Source organism: Brevundimonas sp. SGAir0440, from assembly GCF_005484585.1.
Classification (GTDB): Bacteria; Pseudomonadota; Alphaproteobacteria; order Caulobacterales; family Caulobacteraceae; genus Brevundimonas.
On the sequence record NZ_CP039435.1, the window covers coordinates 1,480,333 to 1,502,219 of the forward strand.

General features: G+C 66.1%; 20 protein-coding genes, 2 tRNA genes and 1 pseudogene. 10 read left to right on the forward strand and 13 right to left on the reverse strand.

Annotated elements, in window-relative coordinates; all coding sequences use genetic code 11:
- The first annotated feature begins 33 nt into the window (after positions 1-33).
- Positions 34-1,368, forward strand: a complete 1,335-nt coding sequence (gltX, locus tag E7T10_RS07250; RefSeq protein ID WP_137721280.1) for a glutamate--tRNA ligase — start codon at positions 34-36, stop codon at positions 1,366-1,368.
- Positions 1,369-1,383: 15 nt separating this feature from the next.
- On the opposite strand, the gene E7T10_RS07255 is transcribed toward gltX, so the two are convergent.
- Positions 1,384-1,677, reverse strand: a complete 294-nt coding sequence (locus E7T10_RS07255) for a hypothetical protein (protein ID WP_017504618.1) — start codon at positions 1,675-1,677, stop codon at positions 1,384-1,386.
- A 105-nt stretch (positions 1,678-1,782) separates the two neighbouring features.
- Positions 1,783-2,388: a TIGR00730 family Rossman fold protein gene (locus tag E7T10_RS07260; RefSeq protein ID WP_137721281.1), complete on the reverse strand. Its 606-nt coding sequence runs from the start codon at positions 2,386-2,388 to the stop codon at positions 1,783-1,785.
- 111 nt (positions 2,389-2,499) lie between these two features.
- Between E7T10_RS07260 and E7T10_RS07265 the strand changes: the two genes are divergently transcribed.
- Positions 2,500-3,222, forward strand: a complete 723-nt coding sequence (locus tag E7T10_RS07265) for a hypothetical protein (protein ID WP_210416179.1) — start codon at positions 2,500-2,502, stop codon at positions 3,220-3,222.
- Between the two features lie 117 nt (positions 3,223-3,339).
- On the opposite strand, the gene mnhG is transcribed toward E7T10_RS07265, so the two are convergent.
- From mnhG to E7T10_RS07300, 7 genes are all read right to left on the reverse strand, one after another.
- Complete coding sequence (mnhG, locus tag E7T10_RS07270) at positions 3,340-3,681, reverse strand: monovalent cation/H(+) antiporter subunit G (RefSeq protein ID WP_137721282.1); 342 nt, start codon at positions 3,679-3,681, stop codon at positions 3,340-3,342.
- The gene (locus tag E7T10_RS07275) at positions 3,678-3,959 is read right to left on the reverse strand and encodes a K+/H+ antiporter subunit F (protein ID WP_137721283.1); all 282 of its coding nucleotides are present in this window, start codon (positions 3,957-3,959) and stop codon (positions 3,678-3,680) included. Before E7T10_RS07275 ends, mnhG begins: the two co-directional genes overlap by 4 nt.
- On the reverse strand, positions 3,956-4,444 hold the full coding sequence (locus E7T10_RS07280; protein ID WP_137721284.1) for a Na+/H+ antiporter subunit E: 489 nt from the start codon (positions 4,442-4,444) through the stop codon (positions 3,956-3,958). Before E7T10_RS07280 ends, E7T10_RS07275 begins: the two co-directional genes overlap by 4 nt.
- Positions 4,441-6,036 (reverse strand): monovalent cation/H+ antiporter subunit D, encoded by a 1,596-nt coding sequence (locus tag E7T10_RS07285; RefSeq protein ID WP_137721285.1) that lies wholly within the window; start codon positions 6,034-6,036, stop codon positions 4,441-4,443. Before E7T10_RS07285 ends, E7T10_RS07280 begins: the two co-directional genes overlap by 4 nt.
- Positions 6,033-6,374 carry a Na+/H+ antiporter subunit C gene (locus tag E7T10_RS07290; RefSeq protein ID WP_055804418.1) on the reverse strand — a complete coding sequence of 114 codons (342 nt, stop codon included), beginning with the start codon at positions 6,372-6,374 and terminating at the stop codon, positions 6,033-6,035. Before E7T10_RS07290 ends, E7T10_RS07285 begins: the two co-directional genes overlap by 4 nt.
- Entirely contained in the window at positions 6,374-9,292 is a 2,919-nt protein-coding gene (locus E7T10_RS07295; RefSeq protein WP_137721286.1) for a monovalent cation/H+ antiporter subunit A, read from the reverse strand. The genes E7T10_RS07290 and E7T10_RS07295 overlap by 1 nt, the downstream gene beginning before the upstream one ends.
- A gap of 219 nt (positions 9,293-9,511) precedes the next feature.
- A tRNA-Asn gene (locus tag E7T10_RS07300) sits at positions 9,512-9,586 on the reverse strand.
- Between the two features lie 44 nt (positions 9,587-9,630).
- Here E7T10_RS07300 and E7T10_RS07305 point away from each other — a divergent pair.
- Positions 9,631-10,464 (forward strand): RNA methyltransferase, encoded by an 834-nt coding sequence (locus E7T10_RS07305; protein WP_137721287.1) that lies wholly within the window; start codon positions 9,631-9,633, stop codon positions 10,462-10,464.
- Between the two features lie 48 nt (positions 10,465-10,512).
- On the opposite strand, the gene E7T10_RS07310 is transcribed toward E7T10_RS07305, so the two are convergent.
- Positions 10,513-10,586: transfer RNA gene (locus tag E7T10_RS07310), tRNA-Cys, on the reverse strand.
- Positions 10,587-10,719: 133 nt separating this feature from the next.
- On the opposite strand from E7T10_RS07310, the gene E7T10_RS07315 reads away from it, so the two are divergent.
- The 5 genes from E7T10_RS07315 (at position 10,720) to E7T10_RS07335 (ending at position 17,355) form a co-directional block, all read left to right on the forward strand.
- Positions 10,720-11,349: a protein-L-isoaspartate O-methyltransferase gene (locus E7T10_RS07315; protein ID WP_137721288.1), complete on the forward strand. Its 630-nt coding sequence runs from the start codon at positions 10,720-10,722 to the stop codon at positions 11,347-11,349.
- A gap of 140 nt (positions 11,350-11,489) precedes the next feature.
- Positions 11,490-13,025, forward strand: coding sequence for a TolC family outer membrane protein (locus E7T10_RS07320; protein ID WP_137721289.1), 1,536 nt, complete (start codon positions 11,490-11,492; stop codon positions 13,023-13,025).
- A 130-nt stretch (positions 13,026-13,155) separates the two neighbouring features.
- A complete protein-coding gene (locus E7T10_RS07325) occupies positions 13,156-13,755 on the forward strand; it encodes a DUF2497 domain-containing protein (protein WP_137721290.1) in 600 nt (199 codons plus the stop codon).
- 120 nt (positions 13,756-13,875) lie between these two features.
- Entirely contained in the window at positions 13,876-16,602 is a 2,727-nt protein-coding gene (locus E7T10_RS07330) for a valine--tRNA ligase (RefSeq protein ID WP_137721291.1), read from the forward strand.
- Positions 16,603-16,623: 21 nt separating this feature from the next.
- Positions 16,624-17,355 (forward strand): TlyA family RNA methyltransferase, encoded by a 732-nt coding sequence (locus E7T10_RS07335; protein ID WP_137721292.1) that lies wholly within the window; start codon positions 16,624-16,626, stop codon positions 17,353-17,355.
- A 145-nt stretch (positions 17,356-17,500) separates the two neighbouring features.
- Here the strand turns inward: E7T10_RS07335 and E7T10_RS07340 are convergent, their stop codons facing one another.
- Entirely contained in the window at positions 17,501-18,163 is a 663-nt protein-coding gene (locus E7T10_RS07340) for a glycine zipper 2TM domain-containing protein (RefSeq protein ID WP_137721293.1), read from the reverse strand.
- Between the two features lie 193 nt (positions 18,164-18,356).
- On the opposite strand from E7T10_RS07340, the gene E7T10_RS07345 reads away from it, so the two are divergent.
- On the forward strand, positions 18,357-19,601 hold the full coding sequence (locus tag E7T10_RS07345; protein ID WP_137721294.1) for a class I SAM-dependent RNA methyltransferase: 1,245 nt from the start codon (positions 18,357-18,359) through the stop codon (positions 19,599-19,601).
- Between the two features lie 2 nt (positions 19,602-19,603).
- On the forward strand, positions 19,604-19,999 hold the full coding sequence (locus tag E7T10_RS07350; protein WP_246846131.1) for a hypothetical protein: 396 nt from the start codon (positions 19,604-19,606) through the stop codon (positions 19,997-19,999).
- Here the strand turns inward: E7T10_RS07350 and E7T10_RS07355 are convergent.
- Both E7T10_RS07355 and E7T10_RS07360 read right to left on the reverse strand, forming a co-directional pair.
- Positions 19,996-20,838, reverse strand: coding sequence for a S9 family peptidase (locus tag E7T10_RS07355; protein ID WP_137721296.1), 843 nt, complete (start codon positions 20,836-20,838; stop codon positions 19,996-19,998). The two genes, E7T10_RS07350 and E7T10_RS07355, sit on opposite strands and share 4 nt — an antisense overlap.
- Before the next feature lie 43 nt (positions 20,839-20,881).
- A pseudogene (locus tag E7T10_RS07360) lies at positions 20,882-21,751 on the reverse strand (PA0069 family radical SAM protein); the annotation flags it as partial.
- Positions 21,752-21,887: the final 136 nt, after the last annotated feature.

Below are 21,887 nucleotides of genomic sequence, written 5' to 3' on the forward strand. Positions count from 1 at the left end.
ACCTAGCCGCCTCGCTTTCGAGGTCGTCTATCCATGTCCGTCAAGGTTCGTTTCGCCCCGTCGCCCACGGGTAAGCTGCACGTCGGCAATGTCCGCACCGCCTTGGTGAATTGGATGTTCGCAAAGGGGCAGGGCGGATCGTTCGTCCTGCGCATCGACGATACCGACCTGGCGCGCTCCACGCCCGAGTTCGAACAGGGGATCGAAGACGACCTGACCTGGCTGGGGATGCCGTGGGACGAGCGTTATAATCAGTCAAAACGGTTCGATCGCTACGAAGAAGCGGCCGCCAGACTGAAGGCGTCCGGGCGGCTTTATCCCGCCTATGAGACCGCCGACGAGCTGGACCGTCGTCGCAAGGTGCAACTGTCGCGCGGCCTGCCGCCGATCTATGACCGCGCGGCGCTGGAACTGACCGAAGAGCAGAAGGCTGCTTACGAGGCCGAAGGGCGTCGTCCCCATTGGCGCTTCAAACTGGACGGCAAGCGCGTGGCCTGGGAAGATCTGGCGCGCGGTCATGCGGAGGTGGACACCGCCTCGATGTCGGACCCGGTGCTGATCCGCGAGGACGGCCTGTTCCTCTACACCCTGCCGTCGGTGGTCGACGACATCGACATGGCGATCACCCACATCATCCGTGGCGAGGATCACGTCACCAACACCGGGGCGCAGATCGAAATCTTCGAAGCGCTGGGCGCGACGGTTCCGGGCTTTGCACACATGCCATTGCTGGTCGGCGCCGACGGCGCGGCCCTGTCCAAGCGTCTGGGATCGCTGTCGATCAGCGACATGCGCGACCAAGGCTATGAGCCGATCGCAATCACCAGCCACCTCGGCCGGATCGGGACCTCCGATCCGCTGGAAGTCGGCGCCTCGGTCGAGGCTCTGGGTCAGAGCTTCGCCTTCTCCAAGATGGGCCGTTCGCCGGCGCGCTACGATACGGCGGATTTGGACCGGCTGAACGCCCAGGCGCTGCACGTCATGGACTATGCGACGGCGCAGCCGCGTCTTCAGGCTCTCGGCGCCGATCTGGGCGAAGCCTTCTGGAATACGGTGCGGGGCAATCTGACGAAGTTCGCCGACGTTGCGGACATGGCGCAGATCGTCCGTGGTCCGATCCAACCTGTTATCGAAGATGCGACCTTCATCGAAACGGCGCTGCGTCTGCTGCCGGAAGTGATCGACGAGAACGCCTGGTCGGCGTGGACCTCGGCCGTCAAGGCCGAGACGGGCGCGAAGGGCAAGGCGCTGTTCATGCCGCTGCGTCTGGCGCTGACGGGGCAGCAGCACGGGCCGGACATGGCGGCCATGGCGCCGCTGATCGGTCGCGAAACCATCCAGCGGCGTCTGAGAGGCGAGGCGGCCTAAGCCGCCTTACGCAGTCTAGGCGTTGCAGACAGCCAGTTCGTCGGCGCTCAGGGCGACGCCCTTGTACGAGAAGGCGGTCACGGGACCGAACTTCTGAACCACGCGACGGCAGGCGCGCGTCGCGGGCTGTTCCGTGCCGCCAGCGGCGGTGCAGGTCGCGCCTTCGCAGGACCAACGTGCGCCGTCGATGATGGTGGCGCGTGCGGGCGCCTTGGCGGCGTCGGCCAGCGTCAGGCTGGTGGCGGCGGGGGCTTGGGCGACCGCAGGGGCGGCGGCGAACAGGGCGGCGGCGATCAGCAGAGCGCGCATTGAAAACTCTCCGAAATGAAGAACGGCGTCATGCCGCTGCGCTCCCTTGTCAGTTTTCGATAAAAACTGTCAAGATGCGCGCAGCGGATTATGAGCGATGATCACTTATCGATGATCATGTTTCAATTGCGGCGCATCGCCGCCGGCCTGAACCTGCGCCATCGCCTCTTCGACGGTTTCGGCGACGGTCCAGGCGTCCAGGAACGACGGCGGCGTCATTCCTTCTGCGACGCTGTGCTTCATCAGGTCGAAGAAGCCGTTCCAGAAGCCGTTCAGATTCAAAAAAACGACCGGCTTGTGGTGCAGGTCCAGCCGCTTCCAGGACAGCAACTCCACGACCTCTTCCAAGGTGCCGATGCCGCCGGGCGCGACCACGAAGGCGTCGGACTGGTCGTACATCAGTTGTTTGCGTTCGTGCATCGAAGTGACGACGACGGTCTCGACCTCGTCGAACAGCCGTTCGCGGCTGCGCAGGAAGGCCGGCATGATGCCGACGACCCGGCCGCCCGCCTCGTGCGCGCCGCGCGCGGAGGCTCCCATCAGACCCACGCCGCCGCCGCCATAGACCAGCCGCCAGCCGGCCTCTGCCGCGACCTTGCCGAAGGCGTAGGCCGCCTCGGTATAGGTGGGATCGGCGGTCTCGGAGGCGCCGCAGAACAGGCAGACGGAAGAGCCGTCGAACGGCAGGAACGAAACGGGGGGCAGGGACATGGAGCCTCGAAGAAAACGAATAGGCGGCCTGGCCATGGCCAAACCGACGGCGCTCAAGCTAACACAGGCTCAAGCCGCTGGGTCGCCAGTCCTATATCGTAGAGGCGCAGGATGAAACGTCGGATGATGGTCGCGTGTGTCGCGGTCCTGGCTGCCGCAGCCTGCTCCGATCAGCAGGGCGGAGTGGCGGGGCCGACGGGGGCCGACGAGGCCTCGCCCTGGGTTCGCCCGCCCCAGATCGATGGCGTGACGCGCGACGGCGGCGTCCTGGTGCTGCGCGGCGGGGCGGGGCCCAATGCGCGCGTCGTGCTGCGTGCGCCGGACGCTGCGGCCGTGGCGACGACGGCGGACGGCGCGGGGCGATTCGAACTGCGACTGCCGCCATTGAGCGGCGATGTGCGCTTTACGCCCGAGGTGCAGGTGGGTGAGGACGCCGCTGTCTCGCCCGAGACCCTGGTGGTGATCCAGGGCGGGGCCGGTCCCGTCGTCCTGATTGCCGCAGGTCAGCCAACGGTTCGCCTCGATGGCGGTGATGGGCTGGATGCAGTGGATTCGGACGGCGCTACTTTGATGGCGTCTGGTCGAACAAATGGGGCGGCTCCCTCGGTCAATATCAACGGCGCAGATATGTCGCCGACGGCGATCGGGCGCGGCCGCTGGCGGGCGGTCATCGGACAGTCGGGGCCGGCGACGATCACGGTGAATGGCAAGCGCTTCGACTATCCGGGCGCGGGCGCGGCCGAGAGCTTCGTCGTCGAACGGGCGGGGGCGGGCTGGCGGATCACTTGGCCTGTCGATCCAGCGGGGCGACAGACGGCCTGGCTGCCGGACTGAAGGCGTTTAACGATCTGGAAACCATTTCGGTTAAGGAATGGGTCGTCCTCAGGGACACCATCACCGAACCTGCTTGCAGCCCGGCGCCCCCGCCGGGCTTCTTTTTTCGCCCGTCGATCAGCCCTTTCCCGGCGTGTCTTCGGTGCCCTCGGTGCGATCGCGGAACAGGGCGGCGCGGGCGAGTAGGATAAGGGTGACCGGCGTCGTGACCGTCAGGAAAAGGCCGATCAGGATTTCGCGGGGCATGAAACGCCGCTCGACGGTCGTGAACCAGACGATCGAAGCCAGCAGCACCAGCGCCATGCCCAGCGTGGCCCCAAGCGTCGGGGCGTGGACGCGCTCATAGAAGGTCTTCAGCCGAACCAGCCCAACCGCGCCCAGTAGCGAAAGGGCTGAGCCGATGACGGCCAGGGCGACGACTATGATGGCAGCCCATGCGGGGACGTCAGCTTGGGTCATTCAATCACCTCGCCGCGCATCAGGAACTTGGCCAGGGCCACGGTGGCGGCGAAGCCCAACATGCCGATCACAAGGGCGGCCTCGAAATAAAGCTGGCTGTTGGTGCGGATGCCGAACACCACCACCAGCAGCATGCCGTTCAGATAAAGGGTGTCCATGCCCAGGACGCGATCCTGGGCGCGCGGACCGTGAATCATCCGCCATGCCGCCAGGCCCATGGCGCAGATCAGCATCAGTTGGGCCAGACCCAGGCCCCAGGTCAACACCGCCGCCGTCATTCGAAAATCTCCATCAGCCGGCGTTCGTAGCGATCCTTGATCAGCCGCACCCAGGTCTCTTCGTCCACCAGATCCAGCACGTGCAGCAGCAGACGGCCGGTGGCGGCTTCATACTCGACCCACAGGGTGCCGGGCGTCGAGGTGATGATTATGGCCAGGACCGCCAGGCCATACCGGTCGCGCAGGTCCAGCGGAATATGGATGAAGCCGGATGTGCGCTCATGCCGTCGCCGCCCCAGAATGATGTGCGACACCGCCCAGTTGGAGCGCACGATGTCGCCGACGACGTCGATGGCGAGGCGCACTATGGCCATCGGTGACTTCACCCGCACGCGATCAACGCCCAACGCCAGCATGATGATCGGCGCCAGCAGGGCCAGCAGCACCGCGAGCGCCAGGGACGGCGGCGCGACCGAGGCGCTGAGCAGAATCGAGGCGACGAACAGGCCTAGTGAAAGGATGGGGTAGGGGAGGATCCGTCTCATCGCCCGCCCCCGCCCAGCACCGCGTGGATGTAGCCTTGCGGTTCAGCCAGCCAGGCCGCGGTGTGGTCGGTGTAGATCAACGCGGGGCCAGCGAAGATGGCCAGAAACACGCAGGCGCCGAGCAGGGCTGCGACCGCCGTCAGCTCGGCCGCACCCACGACGAACGCCGGCGCATCCTCGTCGCGCGTCCAGATCGCGCCGACACCGAGACGCGTCAAGCCGATCAAGGCGCCGAGGCTGGACACGGAAAGCACGGAGACCAACGTCCAGGCCGCCGCATCGCCAACGCCGACCAAGGCGCTGATCATAGACAGTTTTCCGACGAAGCCGGCCAAGGGCGGCAGACCGGCGACCATCAGGGTGCAGATCAGAAAGGCCCCGCCCAGGGCCGCGACGGCCGCCGGAATGACCAGGCCTGGCTCATTGCGCTCTTCGTCGTCGAACGGATCACGATACTCGTCATCGAAAACAGCGCGCGCCTCGCCGACGTCGGTCTCGCGTCCGCGCTGGAGGATCTCAGCCAGCAAGAACAGGGCTGCGCAGGCCAGGGTGGAGCCGATCAAGTAAAAGAGCGCGCCGCTGAGGGTCGCCGCATCGCCGACGCCCAGGCTGGCCAGAACGGTGCCAGACGAGATCATCACGCCGAACCCGGCGGCGCGCGACAGATCGCGAGAGGCGATCAGGCCGAATGTGCCGAACGCTATGGTCGCCAGTCCGCCGACGAACAGCCAGGTCAGGCCAAATCCGGCGGAGGCGCCCGCGTCGGCGCCGAACAGCAGCAGACTGAGGCGGATGACGACATAGACCCCGACCTTGGACAGGATGGCGAAGACCGCTGCCGCCGGCGCGGTGGCCGCCGAATAGGTCGGCGTCAGCCAGAAGCCCAAAGGCCACATGGCGCACTTGATCAGGAAGGCCGTGCCGAGCACCGCCGCTCCGATATGAAACAGTCCCAGGTCATCCGCTGAGACGGTCGCAACCCGTGTCGCAACATCCGCCATGTTCAGCGTGCCGGTCACCCCGTAGATCAGGCTGACGCCGATCAGGAACAGCAAGGACGCGGTCAGATTGACGGCGATATAGATCACGCCCGCCCGCACCCGCGCCTCGCCCGACCCATGCAGGGCCAGTCCGTATGAGGCGGCCAGCATAATTTCGAAAAAGACGAACAGGTTGAACAGGTCGCCGGTCAGCAGGGCGCCGTTCACGCCCATGATCAGTAGCAGGAACAGGGCGTGGAAGCGCGGTCCCGCCCGGTCCCATCGCGCCAGGGCGAAGATCAGGGCGCATCCGCCCAGAACGCTGGTCAGCGCCACCATCATCGTCGACAGCCGGTCGGCCACCAGGACAATGCCGTAGGGCGCAGCCCACGATCCGAGGCGATAGACGCGGGCAGTATCGCCGCCGCCCACGGCGCCGTTTGCGCTCTCGTGCAGCAGAACCAGGGCCATGACCAGGATGGCGGCCATTGCGCTCAAGCTGAGCGCCGCCTTCAGCGTTCGACGACGCTCGTCCAGCAGCAGCATGGCGGCGGCGATGATCATCGGCAGGACGATGGGGCCGATGATCAGATGGGCGTCCCAGTCGATCATGCGTCCGGCTCCTTGCCATCGACATGGTCGCTGCCGGTGATGCCGCGCGCCGCCAAAATGACGACCAGGAACAGCGCCGTCAGGGCGAAGCTGATGACGATCGCGGTGAGGACTAGCGCCTGCGGCGTCGGGTCGGTGTAGCGCGCGGGATCGGAGACCTCGCCCGCCAGCACGGGCGGCGCGCCCGACCTCAGCCGCCCCATCGCGAAGATGAAGATGTTGACCGCATAGGACAGCAACGACAGCCCCATGATCACCTGGAAGGTGCGCGGGCGCAGCAGCAGCCAGACCCCCGAGGCCGACAACACGCCGATGGCGAGCGCGAGAACCAGCTCCATCATGACGGCTCTCCTTCTTCGGCGTCTCTTTGCTTGGGTTTGCGCAGCGACTGGTGCGCCAGGGCGACGAGGGTCAGGACCGTGGCGCCGACGACCAGAACGACCACGCCCAGGTCGAACAGCACGGCGCTGGCCAGGGGCACGCGGCCCAGGATCGGCAGGTCGGCATACTGGAACCAGGAGGTCAGGAAGGGATAGCCGAACAGCCACGATCCGATCCCGCTGAGGGCGGCGATCACCAGGCCGACTCCGATCCAGACGATGGGCCGGATCGCCAGCCGCTCTTCGACCCAGCGGGCGCCCGATGCCATATATTGCAGGACGAAGGCGATCGACAGGGCGACGCCCGCCGCGAAACCCCCGCCCGGCAGGTCATGCCCGCGCAGGAACAGGTGAACGGCGAGCAAGATGATGAAGGGGAAGATCCAGCGCATCACCACGCGAGGGATCAGCATGGTCTCCTTCAGCGTGTCGCCCTCCGATCGCGTCTCATGATTGCGGTCGGAGGCGTCCTGCACGCTCTGCTGACTGGGATTGGACAGGGTATCGTCGGCGGGACGGAAGCGGCGCAGCAGGGCGAAGATCGTCAGACCGACGATGCCCAGGACCGTGATCTCGCCGAAGGTGTCGAAGGCGCGGAAGTCGACCAGGATGACGTTGACGATGTTGCGCCCGCCCGCGTCCTTGTAGGCGTGCTCGACGAAGAAGCGCGAAATCCCCTCGATCGATGGACGCGTCATGACGGCGTAGGAAATGGCCGCCAGGGACGCGCCGACGGTGGCGGCGATGATCAGGTCGATACGGCGGCGGCGGCGAGACCGCTTTTCCATGGCCTGCGGCAGGCGAATGGTCTCCAGCCGTTTGGGCAGCCAGCGCAGACCTAGCAGCAGCAGGACGGTGGTCACGACCTCGACCAGCAACTGGGTCACGGCCAGATCCGGCGCCGACAGCCAGACGAAGGACAGGCAGCTGGCCAGACCTGCGCCGCCCATCAGAACCACGGCCGCCAGCCGGTGATACTTCGCCTGCCATGCCGCTGCGACTGCACAACTGGCGCCGACCAGCCAAAGACCTGTGAAGGCCCAGTTGGACGGGGTGAATGTCGGCATGATCGGGCGGATCACCAATCCCGCGCCGATCGCCGCCAGCCCGCCCGCCAGCAGGGCGACCAAGACGATGGCCCGCAGCTGTGGCTGTTGTCGTGTCGCGCCGAACAGGCGAACCATCGCCTCCGACCCCTTGAAAAGGCCGGTCATGGCTCGCTCGAACAACCAGCCGCCGTTCAGACGCTTCCAGCCCCACGGTCCGCCGCGCGGGTTGGCGTTGATGCGCTTGCCGAAGACGACGTAGAGGCCCACGCCGCCGGCGAGGGCTATAAGGCTCAGCACCAGCGGCAGGTTGAACCCGTGCCACAGAGCCAGGCTGTAATAGGGCAGGTCAAAGCCCAGCACCGAAACGGCGGCGCTCTTCAGGAATGGCCCCACCGTAACCGCCGGAAAGATGCCGACGACCAGGCACAGCGCGACCAGCACCTCGACGGGGCGACGCATCCAGGCGGGCGGCTCGTGCGGGATGCGATCCAGCTCTGTCGGCGCCGGGCCGAAGAAGGTCGCGTGGATGAAACGCAGGGAATACAGAACGCTGAAGGCGCTGGCCAAGGTGGCCAGGGCGGGCAGCAGCATGTTTAGGCCGTGCGTATGGGCGCTGGCCACCGCTTCGGCTAGGAACATTTCCTTTGACAGAAAGCCGTTCAACAGGGGCACGCCCGCCATCGCGGCTGCGGCCACCATGGCCAGGGTCGCCGTGAAGGGCATGAAGCGGAACAGACCGCTGAGCTTGCGCATATCTCGCGTGCCGGCCTCATGATCGATGATGCCGGCCGCCATGAAGAGCGACGCCTTGAAGGTGGCGTGGTTCACCGTATGGAAGATGGCCGCGATACAGGCTAGCGGACTGCCCAGTCCCAACAGCAGCACGATCAGACCCAGATGGCTGATCGTCGAATAGGCCAGCAGCCCTTTGAGATCATGCTGGAAGATGGCGCACCAAGCGCCGAGCAGCAGCGTCGCCAAGCCCATCCCACCGACGATCAGATACCAGCTCTCGGACCCGGCCAGGACGGGCCAGAAGCGGACCAGCAGGAAGACCCCAGCCTTCACCATGGTGGCGGAGTGCAGATAGGCGCTGACCGGCGTCGGCGCTGCCATGGCGCGGGGCAGCCAAAAGTGGAACGGAAACTGCGCGCTCTTGGTCATCGCGCCGAGCAGCAGCAGGATCAGCGCGGGCAGATACAGCGGGCTGGTCTGGATCGCCTCTCGCGACGCCAAGACGACATCGAGGTCATAGCTGCCGACGATCCGTCCGATCAGGATCATGCCGACCAGCAGGGCGATGCCGCCCGCGGCCGTCACCGTCAGCGCCATGCGCGACCCTTCGCGCGCGGCGGGGTTCTGGTGCCAATAGCCGATCAACAGGAAGGAAAAGAGGCTGGTTAGCTCCCAGAAGACCACCAGCTGGATCAGATTGCCCGACAGCACCACGCCCTGCATCGCGCCCATGAAGGCCAGCAGGAAGGAGAAGAACCGCGGGACCGGATCCTTCGGCGACATGTAGTAGCGGGCATAGAGCACCACCAAGGCGCCGATCCCCAGGATCAGAGCGCTGAACAGCCACGACAGTCCGTCCAGTCGCAGCACCAGACTGACGCCCAGCGACGGCAGCCACGGGATTTCATAGCGCAGCGTCTCCCCGTCCTGGAACATCGGCCATAGCGCGGCCAGACATCCCAGGCTGACCAAGGCCACGACCCAGGAAAGGATGGCGGCCGAGGTGCGTGCGTGACGCGGCAAGCCGGACGCGACGATGGCGCCAAGAAACGGCAAGACCAGGATGACGACAAGAAGGAAGCTGATGGACATCGAGGCGGGGCGTCTCTCCTGAATCGCTAGGGGGCGCTTTGCCAACGCTCAAGGTTGGCCAAGGTTCGCTTTGATCTACGGACAGTAGCCGGGTGCGTCAAAGCGACACCAGAGCGCAGACCGCCGGCGCCCAATGGCCCGATCGCCGTACGAAACAGATCAGATAGTGAGGAAAGTTTTCGACCTAACGCCTTGTCTGGCCTCAGTCTTTACCCCGAGTGGCTCCGCAGGTAGGATTCGAACCTACGACCAGCCGATTAACAGTCGGCTGCTCTACCACTGAGCTACTGCGGAACATCTGCTCGGGAGGCGGGCGTATAGCAGCGGCCGTTCCGATCTTGCAATGGGAAAACGAGCCAATCGAAACGATATTTATCGACGACCCCGACGACCCGCGTGTTGCGGCCTATCGCGATATCCGCGAGCGCGATCTGACGGGGCGTCAGGGGCTGTTCATAGCGGAAGGCGAGGTGGTGGTGCGTGGACTGGCGTCAAAGGCGTCGCGCTGCCGGCCTCTGTCGCTGCTGCTGTCGGAAAAGCGCGTTGCGGCTTTGGGCGACGTCATTACGTCTCTGCCGCCCGCGACGCCCGTCTATGTCGCAGGCCAGGCCGTGCTGGACCGGATCGCGGGTTTTGAACTGCACCGGGGCATTCTGGCCTTGGGCAAAAAGCCCGAGCCGCTGTCGATGGACGATGTGCTGGCGGATACCGCTCGGCAGGACGTGTTCGTCGTGGCCAGCGGGATCGGCAATCACGACAACATTGGCGGCCTATTCAGGAACGCCGCCGCCTTTGGCGCCAGGGCGGTGCTGCTTGATCCGACCTGCTGCGACCCCTTCTACCGCAAGGCGATTCGCGTTTCGGTCGGCGCGGCGCTGCGTACGCCGTTCGTCGTCGCCGGCGCGACAGACATTATCGAAGCCCTGCAGCAGGCCGGCGTCGAGGTCTTGGCGCTGACGCCATCGGCGACCGAACGGCTTTCGGACTACAGGCGCGCCGGACCGGTCGCTCTGATGCTGGGGTCGGAAGGGCCGGGGCTGCGCAGGGATTTGATCGACCGTTGCCGGCCGATCGGCATCGCAATGGCGGGCGGCTTCGATTCGTTGAATGTCGCGGCGACGAGTGCGGTTACGCTTCATCATCTGACGACGACGGCGCTTGCTCGATCCTGAAAACGCGAAGGCCGCCCCGAGGGGCGGCCTTCGTCCGTATCGTCGCGATGGAGGCCTGACCGGGAATCGAACCCGGGTGCAAGGATTTGCAGTCCTCTGCGTCACCACTCCGCCATCAGGCCGCTTTTGTCCCCGATTTCTCGGGGGCGGTCATCGCGAGGGGCGTTCGCTATCAGATCGGATTGTCCGCTGCAACGCACGGACCTATAAGCGCGCGAGATTTCCTCCCGGATTATCGTTGAAGGCTGCCTACAGATGGATTTCACCGCAGAGCGCAAGGCCATGGTCGACTCGCAGGTGCGGGTGAACGACGTGACGGATCGCGCGATTCACCTGGCCATGATGGCCGTGCCGCGTGAAAAGTACTGCGCGCCCGACCGCGCCTTCGCCGCCTATTCCGAAGAAGCGGTGATGATCGCGGGCGAGCGCCGCCTGATGCCGGCGCGCGACGTCGCCAAGCTGCTGCAAGCGGCCGATGCGCGCGAGGGCGAGAAGGCCCTGGCCATCGCCGCGCCCTACGCCGCCGCCCTGCTGGCCCGTATGGGCGTCAGCGTCACGGCTCAGGAATCGGACGACGCCGTGTTCGCCGTGGTTGGCGAGGCCTTATCGGACGCGGGCGTGGCGACCGTCGTCGCGCCGCTGGTTCAGCCGACCGGCGAAGGATGGGATCTGATCATTTCCGAAGGCGGCGTCGAGACCCTGCCCGAATCGTGGGGCGCGGCCCTGCGTCCCGGCGGCCGGATCGTCGTGGTCGAACGCCGCGGCGCCATCGGCAAGGCGGCCCTGTATGTTCAGACGCGCGAAGGCCTGTCGCGCCGCGAACTGTTCGATTCGTCGCCTGCTGTCCTTGCCGAGCTGACGCCGGCCCCCACTTTCGCGCTGTAAGATCAAAGAGACGCGCGGTTGCGACGGAAATCCCGTTCGCAACCGTGAAGAAAACTTAACTGGCGTGTGGTTCGGTCAGGCCGCAGTTACGCTTGAGAAAACATTCGGGCGTTCTTTGGAGCGTCACGCAAGGACGGACAATGTTGAAACGCTCGCGTGTGCTGGCTTCGGCCGCTGTGGTCGCCGTGATGACCGGTCTGGGCGCACCGGCCTGGGCCGAGACGCTGCAGGACGCCATCGCCCTGGCCTATCGGACCAATCCCAACCTGCTGGCCCAGCGCGCCAACCAGCGTGCGCTGGACGAGACGGTGGTTCAGGCGCGGTCGGGCCTGCGCCCGACCATCGGCGCTTCGGCAGGCGTGGACTACACCCGCAGCGACTTCCCCGCCGTGACCCAGTTCGTCGACACGAACGGCGACGGCATACCCGACACCCAGGTCACGACCTCGTCGTCCGAAACCGAAGGCGCCAATGTCGGCGTCAGCGTCAGCCAGAACGTCTGGACCGCCGGCCGCACCTCGCGCGCCATCGACCAGGCCCGCGCCAGCGTCCTGGCCGGCCGTGAGAACCTGCGCGAGATCGAGCAGTCGGTCATGCTGTCGGTGATCCAGGCCTATGTGAACGTCACCCGCGACATGGAAATCCTGCGTATCCGTCAGGAGAACCTGACGGTGCTGCAACGCCAGCTGGAAGAAACCAGCGCCCGATTCGAGGTCGGTGAGATCACCCGCACCGACGTGGCTCAGGCCGAAGCTTCGCAGGCGCAGTCCGAAGCCGATCTCGCGAACGCCCAGGCCCAGTTGTCCACGTCGCGCGCCGCCTATGCCGCCGTCGTCGGCCAATCGCCGGCCGACTTGGAAGCCGCGCCGGTCCTGCCAGAGGTTCCCAGCGACTTCGACGTCGCCATAGAGACGGCGTTGCAGCGCAATCCCGCTGTCCTGGCCGCGACCTATCAGTTGCAAAGCGCCGAGGCGGCCGTCGCCGCCGCCCGTTCGGAATATCTGCCGTCGGTGCGCGCCACCGCCTCTTATGGCGGTTCGACCAACGATCTGGGCGACCTGGGCGAACTGGCTGATCGTCGCAGCTTCACGGCCGGCGCCACCCTGTCCGTGCCGCTGTTCACCGGCGGTCTGAACCGCTCTCGCGTCGCCCAGGCCTTGGAGCGCGCCAACGCGGCCCAGATCGGCATCGAGGGCGAGCGCCGCACCGTGCTGCAGAACGTCAGCTCGGCCTACGCCCAGGTGCTATCGACCCGCGCCACGGTCGCGGCCGGCACCGAAGCGGTTCGCGCTGCATCGGTCGCGGCCGAAGGCGTGCGCCAGGAAGCCCAGGTCGGCCTGCGCACCACGCTGGACGTGCTGAACCAGGAATTGGCGCTGCGCAACGCCCAGACGGCGGTCGCCAGCGCTCGAGCCGCGGAATACGTCGCCCGCGCCTCGCTGCTGGCCGCCATGGGCCAGTTGGAAGGCCCGGCGCTGAACCCGACGATCGAGGCCTATGATCCCGCAACGAACTACGACCAGGTCAAGGGTCGCGGCGGCCTGCCGTGGGACGGCGTGATCGAGACGCTGGACCGCGTGGCCTCGCCGCCGATCGTGACCACGCCGGACACCGCCGACGCGCCGATCGACGCTCAGCTCAAGGGCGAGGTCGTGCGCACGGCGCCGCAGAACTGACCGCTTCGAATACGGACGGAAACCGCCCGTTGATTCCGACGGGCGAAGATGCGACGACAAGGCACAGGTTTCGAGCGATCCGTCGTTCGGCGCCCACCCCTTCTACCCAGGCCTCGCCCAAGGTTGCGCCATGACCGATCAGTCCGCCCAGGAACCGACCATGGAAGAGATTCTGGCGTCGATTCGCCGGATTATCTCTGAAGACGAGGCCCCGGCCGAGACGCCGGCCGCCGCTATGCCGGAAGCCGCGCCTGAGCCGGCGCCCGAGCCGCTGGCCGCCGAAACCATCTTCGCCGCCCCGGTCGAGCCGACGCCGGAACCCGCCGCCGTTGAAGACGATGTGCTGGAATTGACCGACCGCTATGAGGCGCCGGCCGAAACCATCGGCGATCTGGACGTGGTCGAACACTCGCCCGCGCCCTATCAGCCCGAGCCTGAACCCGCTTACGAATCGGCTCCCGAGCCGGCCCCGGCCTACGACACACTGGTCGGCGACAGCGCCGCCGCCAGCGCCGCGTCGGCCTTTGCAGGCCTGGCCGCCAGCTTCAAGAAGCCTGAGCCGGCTCCGTCGGCCTCGGGCGACCTGCCCTTCGTCAGCGGCAACACGGTCGAGGCCATGGTCGCCGAGATGCTGCGCCCGCTGTTGAAGGACTGGCTGGACAACAATCTGCCCGGCATCGTTCAGGCGGCGGTACAAAAGGAAGTCGAACGCATCGCGCGCAGCGCCTAGCCCTTCGCTTCAGCCCAGACTAATCCGAGGGGCGGCTCCTGAAGGGGCCGCCTTTCTGCATTTTCGATATGCTCATGTAGCGACGCGCCGCGCGCGGAGCGTTAGCAAAAAAGAATGACGATGCTTGAGAAGACCTTCGAACCCCAGGCCGCCGAGCCCCGCCTTTACGCCCAGTGGGAAGAGAGCGGCCTGTTCGCGCCCCGCACCGACGGCGCCGCCGAGGCCTATTCGATCGTCATTCCGCCGCCCAATGTGACCGGCAGCCTGCACATCGGCCATGCGCTGAACAACACGCTGCAGGACATCCTGGCGCGCTATCACCGCATGAAGGGCAAGGCGGTGCTGTGGCTGCCCGGCACGGACCACGCCGGCATTGCAACCCAGATGGTGGTCGAGCGTCAGCTGGCCGCCGCCGGCAATATCGGCCGTCGCGACATGGGCCGCGACGCCTTCATCGAAAAGATCTGGGAGTGGAAGGCCGAAAGCGGCGGGACCATCGTGCGTCAGCTGCGCCGTCTTGGCGCATCGTGCGACTGGTCGCGTGAGCGGTTCACTCTGGACGAGGGGCTGAACGCCGCCGTCCGCAAGGTCTTCGTGCAACTGCACAAGGAAGGCCTGATCTATCGCGACAAGCGGCTGGTGAACTGGGACCCGCATTTCCAGACCGCCATCTCGGACCTGGAGGTCGAGCAGCGCGAGGTGGACGGCGCCTACTGGCACTTCGCCTATCCGCTGGCCGACGGCGTGACCTACGAACACCCCATCGCCTTCGACGAGGAGGGCAAGGCGACCGAGTTCGAGACGCGCGACTTCATCGTCGTCGCCACGACCCGGCCCGAGACCATGCTGGGCGACACCGGCGTGGCGGTGCATCCGGATGACGGGCGGTATGCCGGCCTGGTCGGCAAGTTCGTCACCCTGCCGATCACCGGCCGTCGCATCCCCATCGTCGCCGACGACTATGCCGATCCGACGAAGGGTTCGGGCGCGGTGAAGATCACGCCGGCGCATGATTTCAACGACTTCGGCGTGGGCAAGCGGGCGGGCCTGCCGTCGCTGAATATCCTCGACGCTTTCGGACGCATCACCGACGTCGATACGCCCGACGTGCCCGCGGACTACGTCGGGCAAGATCGCTTCGCCGCGCGCAAGGCCATCGTCGCCCGCGCCGAGGAAGAGGGCTGGCTGCGCGAGATCGAGAAGACCAAACACGTCGTCCCGCACGGCGACCGCTCCGGTGTGGTCATCGAGCCGTGGCTGACGGACCAGTGGTACGTCGACGCCAAGGTCCTGGCCCAACCCGCGCTGAAGGCTGTGGAGCAGGGCGATACGGTGTTTGAGCCCAAGTCGTACGAGAAGATCTATTTCGAATGGCTGCGCAACATCGAGCCCTGGTGCATCTCGCGCCAGCTGTGGTGGGGGCACCGTATCCCGGCCTGGTATGGCCCGAACGGCGAAATCTATGTCGCCGAGACGGAAGAGGACGCCCGCGAACAGGCGATGGCGGACTACGATTCCGAGGTCGCCCTGACCCAGGACGAGGATGTTCTCGACACCTGGTTTTCCTCGGCCCTGTGGCCGTTCTCGACCATGGGCTGGCCCGAGAAGACCGAGGATCTGGAGCGGTTCTATCCGACCAGCGACCTGGTCACGGCGGCGGACATCATCTTCTTCTGGGTCGCCCGGATGATGATGATGGGCCAGCACTTCATGGGCGAGGTCCCGTTCAAGCGCGTCATCATCAATGGCCTCGTCCGCGACGAGAAGGGCCAGAAGATGAGCAAATCCAAGGGGAACGTCATCGACCCCTTGGGCATCATCGACGAACTGGGCGCCGATCCGTTGCGCTTCACCATGGCCATCCTGTCCGGCACGCGCGACATCAAACTGTCGAAGCAACGGATCGAGGGTTACCGCAACTTCGGCACCAAGCTGTGGAACGCCGCGCGCTTCAGCCAAATGAACGAGGCGCGCCGCGTCGATGGCTTCGATCCCGCGAGCGTCGACCAGACGATCAACCGCTGGATCCGAGGCGAGGTGACCAAGGCCGAACGCGCGGTGTCGCAAGCTATCGAAGGCGGACGCTTCGACGATGCGGCGGGCGCTTTGTATCGCTTCGTCTGGAACGTCTTCTGCGACTGGTATCTGGAACTGGCCAAACCGGTGTTCCAAGGCGCCGATGAAGCCGCAAAAGCCGAGACGCGGGCGATGACCGCCTGGACGCTGGACCAGGCGCTTAAGCTTCTGCATCCGGTCATGCCCTTCATCACCGAGGAACTGTGGGCCGAACTGGGCAAGGAGGGCCCGGCTCGCGACGGCTTGCTGATTGGGGCCGAGTGGCCGGTTCTGCCGGACGCCTTCATCGACGCCTCGGCCGAAGCCGAGATCGGCTGGCTGGTCGATCTGGTCGGCGAGATTCGCGGTCTGCGCGCCGAAATGAACGTGCCGCCGTCGGCCAAGCTGCCGCTGGCCTTTGTCGCGCCCGACGCCGTGACGGCCGAGCGGATCGCGCGGCACCGCGATCTAATCCTGACCCTGGGCCGGGTGTCGGAGGTCGGCTCGGCGGACGCGGCGCCGGCAGGGGCCGTGACCTTCGTGTCTGGTGGCTCGACCATCGCCTTGTCCTTGGCGGGCATCATCGATCTGACCGTCGAACGGGCCCGTCTGGAGAAGGAAATCGCCGCCTTCGACAGCGACATTGGCCATGTGAACAAGAAGCTGGGCAACCCCAACTTCGTGTCCCGCGCCGCGCCGGAGGTCGTCGAAGAACAGCGCGCCAAACTGGCAGAGGCCGAGGCAGGCAAGGTCAAGCTACAGGCGGCGCTGGCGCGTCTGGCGTCGCTTTGACGCCCTGATGAAAGCAAGGCTGTGAAGACGCGGATTGATCAGCTTCTGGTCGCACGCGGCCTGTTCGACAGCCGCTCGCAAGCGCGCGCCGCGATCGAGGCGGGGCTGGTTCTGGCCGACGGCGTGATCGTGCGGAAGGCGTCCGAACCGTTTGCCGACGACATTGCGCTGGAGGCCCAACCCGCCCACCCGTGGGTCGGGCGCGGCGCGCTGAAGCTGGACCACGCCCTGACCCTGTGGCCTGTCCTCGTGGAGGGCAGGGTGGCGCTGGATGTCGGCGCATCGACCGGCGGCTTTACCGAGGTTTTGCTGACCCGCGGCGCGGCCAAGGTGTTCGCCGTCGACGTCGGCTTCGGCCAGATGCACGCACGGGTGTCGTCCGATCCCCGCGTGGTCAATCTGGAGCGCACCGATGCGCGCGACCTGACGCCAGATCTGATCCCGCAGCCGCCGTCGCTGGTCGTCTGCGACGCCAGTTTCATCAGCCTGATCAAGGTTCTCCCGGCCGCGCTCGATCTGGCGACGCCTGGCGCGGATCTGGTTACCTTGGTGAAGCCGCAGTTCGAGGCCGATGGCCCGGGCGGCGGCAAGAAGGGCGTGATCAAGGATGCAGCGGCGCATGCGGCCGCCGTGGAGCGCGTACGCGACTGGCTGGAAGCGCTGGGTTGGACGGTTCAGGCGGTAACCGAAAGCCCGATCACCGGCGGCGACGGCAATGTCGAGTTCCTGCTCTGGGCGAAGAAGCCGGGCTGACCAAGCCCGATACCCAAGACCGATAGCTCAAAGGCCAGGCTCAGGTAGGCCAACGGCCGATAGCCCCCACAAACAAAGAGAAACCGCCGGAGGATTTCTCCTCCGGCGGCTCCGTCACGTCGTCGATCGACAGGGGGGCTGAAAATTAATCGACAACGCGATAGCGGCCGTACTGGTCGGGGCAGGTGCGGACGTAGCGGGTGTCCGTGCGACCATCGGGCAGACGGATCTGGCTTTCAGCCAGACGGCATCCGTCTGAATTCTGATAGGATTCGACCGGGCGCGAACGGTCGTCGTAGTAGCCGCCACGGCTGTAGGCATAGTCGTCGCGACGATCGTAATCGTCGTAGCGATAGCCTTGGTCGCCGGCGTAGCGATCATCGTAATAGCCGTAGCTCGGTTGGCTGTAGCCTTGGGCGTAGTAGCCATTCGAGCCATAGCTGCTCTGATAGGTGCGGCAGGCGTCCGAGCTGGAACGACCGACCTGGGACCCGACGACAGCGCCGAGCACGCCGCCCAGGATGCTGCCTTCGGTGCGACGGCCGCGTGCGGCCAGTTGCGAGCCGATGACGGCGCCCGCGCCGCCGCCGATCACCGCGCCGGCGCCGGTGCGACCTTGGCGCTCACGCGCGCAAGGATCGTAATAGCGGCCGCTGTTGTAATCATACGAGCGGCTGTAGGCGCCGGTGCCGTAGTTCTGGCTGTAGCCGCTGCCGTAATAGTTCTGGGCCGACGCCGTAAGCGGGGCGGCCGTGACGCCGAACGCCAGGGCGGCGACGGCGGCGATCGATGTTTTCGTGAGACGCATTTTCCAACCCTCTGAGGACCGAACGGTTTCCGTCAAACGTTAACGGCAAAGCCTCGTGTCTCGTTGCACCAAGATTTACGACGGCGAAGCTGAACGGCGATTGATCGGTTCGTTCATCTTCGTTCATGTTCAGCCGGTCGCGCTACGACCCCGCGGCTTGAGCGAAAGGGGACGCCCGGCTAGAAGCCGGCCGATGGACATCTTCACCATCGACCGCGTCGGCGGCCAGGGCGACGGCGTCGCCCAGACGCCATCCGGCCCGGTGTTCGCCGGTCTGACCTTGCCCGGCGAAACGGTGCGCGGAGTCGTCGTGGACGGGCGGCTGGAAGAGGTCGAGATCGTCTCGCCCAGCCCCGACCGGATCGCACCGGTCTCGCCTCAATATGGCGACTGTGGCGGCTGCTCGCTCCAGCATTGGTCGCAGGGGCCGTATCTGGACTGGAAACGAGAACAGGTGCGTCTGGCCTTGGCGCGCGAGCGGATCGAGACCGAGATCGAGGCGACGGTCGCGACCCCGCCGGCCAGTCGTCGCCGTTTGGCGCTTCATGCCCGTCGCACCGCGGATGGACGGGTTGTGCTGGGTTTCAAGGCGCGCCGCTCCTGGCGTCTGGTCGAGGTGAAGGCCTGCCCGGTCGCCGATCCCCGGATCGTAGCGGCCATTCCGGCGCTGACCCAAGTCGCGGCCGCCTTTTTCGAACATCCGAAGTCCGCGCCGACCCTGCACGTCACCTGGACCCTGTCGGGGCTGGACGTCGATGTGACCGGGGTCGAACGCCGCTCGGGCGGCGGCTTGTCGGCTGACGCCCAGATGCAGGCCATTCAGGCCGCGAACCGGGCCGATCTGGCGCGCCTCAGCCTGGCGGGCGACACCCTGGTGATGGCGCGCCAGCCCAAGGTGGGGTTCGGTCCTGCGACCGTGTCCCTGCCGGCGGGTGGATTTCTTCAGGCCGTGCCTCAGGCCGAGGCGGCGATGGTCTCTCGCGCGCTGACGGCGGTGAAGGGCGCCAAGAAGATCGCCGATCTGTTCTGCGGTGCGGGGACCTTCACCTTCCCATTGGCCACGGTCGCGCCGGTGATCGCAGCCGACGCGTCAAAGCCCGGCATCGATGCGCTGAAGGCCGCCGTGGGTTCGGCGAAGGGCATGAAGGCCATCACGGCCGAGGCGCGCGATCTGTTTCGACGGCCGATGAATCCCTATGACCTGAAAGGATGCGACGCCATCGTGTTTGATCCGCCGCGGGCTGGCGCGATCGACCAGACGGCTCAGATCGCGGACACCAAGGCCGGCGTCGTCGTGGGCGTGTCGTGCAATCCTCAGACCTTTGCGCGTGATGCGCGGGTGCTGATCGACGCCGGTTTCCGCCTGGAGACGGTGACGCCGGTGGATCAGTTCCTCTGGTCCTCGCACGTCGAACTGGTGGGGGTTTTCAAACGATGATCTTGGACGACACGAGCGAAGAAGACGGCGGCGGTTTCGACGCCGACGACTGGATGCGGCTGACACCGTTCACGGGCGCTGTGGCGACGCTGGACGACGTTCAGGCCCGACGCGCCGTCTTCGCCTTGGGCGACACCGACGATCCGCGTCCCATCGTCATGGACCTGCCCCAGCCGGTCATCTGGTGGGAAGAGGACGGTGAACAGGCGGCTGTGGCCGTTCAGGCCGAAAGCCATCTGGGCGCCGATGGCGAGGAGATGGAAATCCTGGGTCTGATCTTGCCGGACGGCGAGGGCGCGGTGGCCCTGATGGAGGACGTCGATCTGGTCGATGACACCGACCCCACCTGGCGCGATCTGGTCACGCGCGCCATCGATCCATCGGCGGCGGACGACTAATTCAGAGCTGCGCCGACGCGAGTAACGAAATCAGGCTGCGAGGGGATGTCGCCGTGGCCTGCTCTCGCGAACACAAGACGCTCGACGTTCACGCCTCTTGCCCGAAGATCATGAGCAAGTTTGCGGCTGAGTACGGGCGGCAGGGTCGTATCGCGAGAGGCTTCCAGCACGACGACCTTGCCTGAATAGCCGTCCAGCGTCGCGGGCACATCCACTGCGGTCAGGGGCTCGGCCAGCTGAACGTGGACGATCGGTCGCCACAGACCCACCATTGAGTCAACCGCGGCGCGGGCGGTCGGCGTGGTCGCCTCCAGCACCAAGGCGTCGGCGCGGATGAGGCGCGCGGCCTCGGCGCAGATCGGGCCACCCAGGGAATGCCCCCAGGCGATCAGCCTGCGGCCTTCAGCGTCGGCCTGGGCGCGGGCGGTCGCCGCGATGACTTCGCCGGCATCCCTGTAGGTCGCGAAGCTGGCCTGCCCCGGCGTATCACCGGAGCCGGGATAGTCGAACATCAGCACATCGCCGAACGGCGCGAGTTCGGTCGCAACCCGCGCGCCCGAAACACCACGACGGAACAGATTGCCCCCGCAATACAGGATCAGCGGCGCGTCGGCGCGTCCAGTCCGCACGCGGGTTGCAGCGACAGCGCCTCCCGCAAAAGGCAGCGATAGGGTTTCAGCCCCAGGAATGGCGGGGCCGGGAGCCAAAATCAGCTTCTCCGCCTGAACCCGCGTGTCGGGATAGAAGAACTGCCCTTCAGGCACACTGACGGTTAGGCAGCCGGCCAGGCTGGTGGACAGGCCAATGGCGGCAGCAGTCGCCGACAGACGTTTGATCATGACATCCCCCAAGGATTTGCGACGCTAAACCGAAGGCGGTTGATCAGGCAATCTTGTCGAGCGGCGGATCGAACAGATCCATCTGAGGCCGGGCGTCGGCGGGGACGCGGAACTGGGTTTCGTCCAGCAGGCGGTGCGGGGTGTCGAGGCCGTAGCGTTTGACGGCGGTCTTGAACCGCGTTCCGATCAGTTCGGCGACGGGGCCGGTCCCCTTCATGCGCTGGGACCAGTCGGCGTCATAATCCTTGCCGCCGCGCGTCTGGCGGATCAGGGACATGACGCGGGCGGCGCGATCCGGGCGGGCGTCGGCCAGCCATTCCCGAAACAGATCCTTGATCTCAAGCGGCAGACGGAGGGTGACATACATGGCCCGCGTGGCCCCGGCCTTGGCGGCGGCTTCCAGTATGGCTTCCAGTTCGTGATCGTTCAGACCGGGAATGACGGGGGCGAACCCGACCCCGACCGGACAACCGGCGTCCGCGAGGCGGCTGATCGCCTCCAACCGTTTGGCGGGGGTAGAGGCGCGGGGCTCCATCGCCCGCGCCAGACCACGATCCAGTGTGGTGATGGAGACGAAGGCGGAGGCCAGTCCCGCCTTGCCCATCGGGCCCAAAATGTCGGCGTCGCGCGCGACCAACACCGACTTGGTGATGATGCTGAATGGGTGATTGAACCGCTGCATGACCTCCAGGATCGAGCGCGTCGATTTCAGATCACGTTCGACCGGCTGATAGGGGTCGGTGTTGCCGCCTATGTGGATGCGCTTGCATCGGTATCGGGGTGCGAGGAACGCCTGTTCCAGCAGACTTGCGGCCTGGGGCTTGAAGAAGATCCGGCTCTCGAAATCCAGGCCCGGGGATAGGCCCATCCAGGCATGGGACGGACGGGCGTAACAGTAGATGCAGACGTGTTCACCGGTTCATTTCCTTCTGCTGCGGTCTTGGCCGGGTGCCTACGGTAGCCTTCCGATGCCCGGTTGCCCGGAACGATTGGAATAGAACAGAAAGAGAACATCAGGGCAAGGCGCGGGTTCGTCCGGTCGGGCAGGG

What these genes read in the sequence shown, in the direction of transcription:
- E7T10_RS07280 (WP_137721284.1), bottom strand. Translation starts at nt 4,444, where the DNA reads ATGAGACGGATCCTCCCCTACCCCATCCTTTCACTAGGCCTGTTCGTC.
- E7T10_RS07315 (WP_137721288.1), top strand. Translation starts at nt 10,720, where the DNA reads ATGGATTTCACCGCAGAGCGCAAGGCCATGGTCGACTCGCAGGTGCGG.
- E7T10_RS07295 (WP_137721286.1), bottom strand. Translation starts at nt 9,292, where the DNA reads ATGTCCATCAGCTTCCTTCTTGTCGTCATCCTGGTCTTGCCGTTTCTT.
- E7T10_RS07275 (WP_137721283.1), bottom strand. Translation starts at nt 3,959, where the DNA reads ATGACGGCGGCGGTGTTGACCTGGGGCCTGGGTCTGGCCCAACTGATG.
- E7T10_RS07355 (WP_137721296.1), bottom strand. Translation starts at nt 20,838, where the DNA reads ATGATCAAACGTCTGTCGGCGACTGCTGCCGCCATTGGCCTGTCCACC.
- E7T10_RS07345 (WP_137721294.1), top strand. Translation starts at nt 18,357, where the DNA reads ATGGACATCTTCACCATCGACCGCGTCGGCGGCCAGGGCGACGGCGTC.
- E7T10_RS07285 (WP_137721285.1), bottom strand. Translation starts at nt 6,036, where the DNA reads ATGATCGACTGGGACGCCCATCTGATCATCGGCCCCATCGTCCTGCCG.
- E7T10_RS07330 (WP_137721291.1), top strand. Translation starts at nt 13,876, where the DNA reads ATGCTTGAGAAGACCTTCGAACCCCAGGCCGCCGAGCCCCGCCTTTAC.
- E7T10_RS07290 (WP_055804418.1), bottom strand. Translation starts at nt 6,374, where the DNA reads ATGGAGCTGGTTCTCGCGCTCGCCATCGGCGTGTTGTCGGCCTCGGGG.
- E7T10_RS07260 (WP_137721281.1), bottom strand. Translation starts at nt 2,388, where the DNA reads ATGTCCCTGCCCCCCGTTTCGTTCCTGCCGTTCGACGGCTCTTCCGTC.
- E7T10_RS07320 (WP_137721289.1), top strand. Translation starts at nt 11,490, where the DNA reads ATGTTGAAACGCTCGCGTGTGCTGGCTTCGGCCGCTGTGGTCGCCGTG.
- E7T10_RS07340 (WP_137721293.1), bottom strand. Translation starts at nt 18,163, where the DNA reads ATGCGTCTCACGAAAACATCGATCGCCGCCGTCGCCGCCCTGGCGTTC.
- mnhG (WP_137721282.1), bottom strand. Translation starts at nt 3,681, where the DNA reads ATGACCCAAGCTGACGTCCCCGCATGGGCTGCCATCATAGTCGTCGCC.
- E7T10_RS07325 (WP_137721290.1), top strand. Translation starts at nt 13,156, where the DNA reads ATGACCGATCAGTCCGCCCAGGAACCGACCATGGAAGAGATTCTGGCG.
- E7T10_RS07265 (WP_210416179.1), top strand. Translation starts at nt 2,500, where the DNA reads ATGAAACGTCGGATGATGGTCGCGTGTGTCGCGGTCCTGGCTGCCGCA.
- E7T10_RS07255 (WP_017504618.1), bottom strand. Translation starts at nt 1,677, where the DNA reads ATGCGCGCTCTGCTGATCGCCGCCGCCCTGTTCGCCGCCGCCCCTGCG.
- gltX (WP_137721280.1), top strand. Translation starts at nt 34, where the DNA reads ATGTCCGTCAAGGTTCGTTTCGCCCCGTCGCCCACGGGTAAGCTGCAC.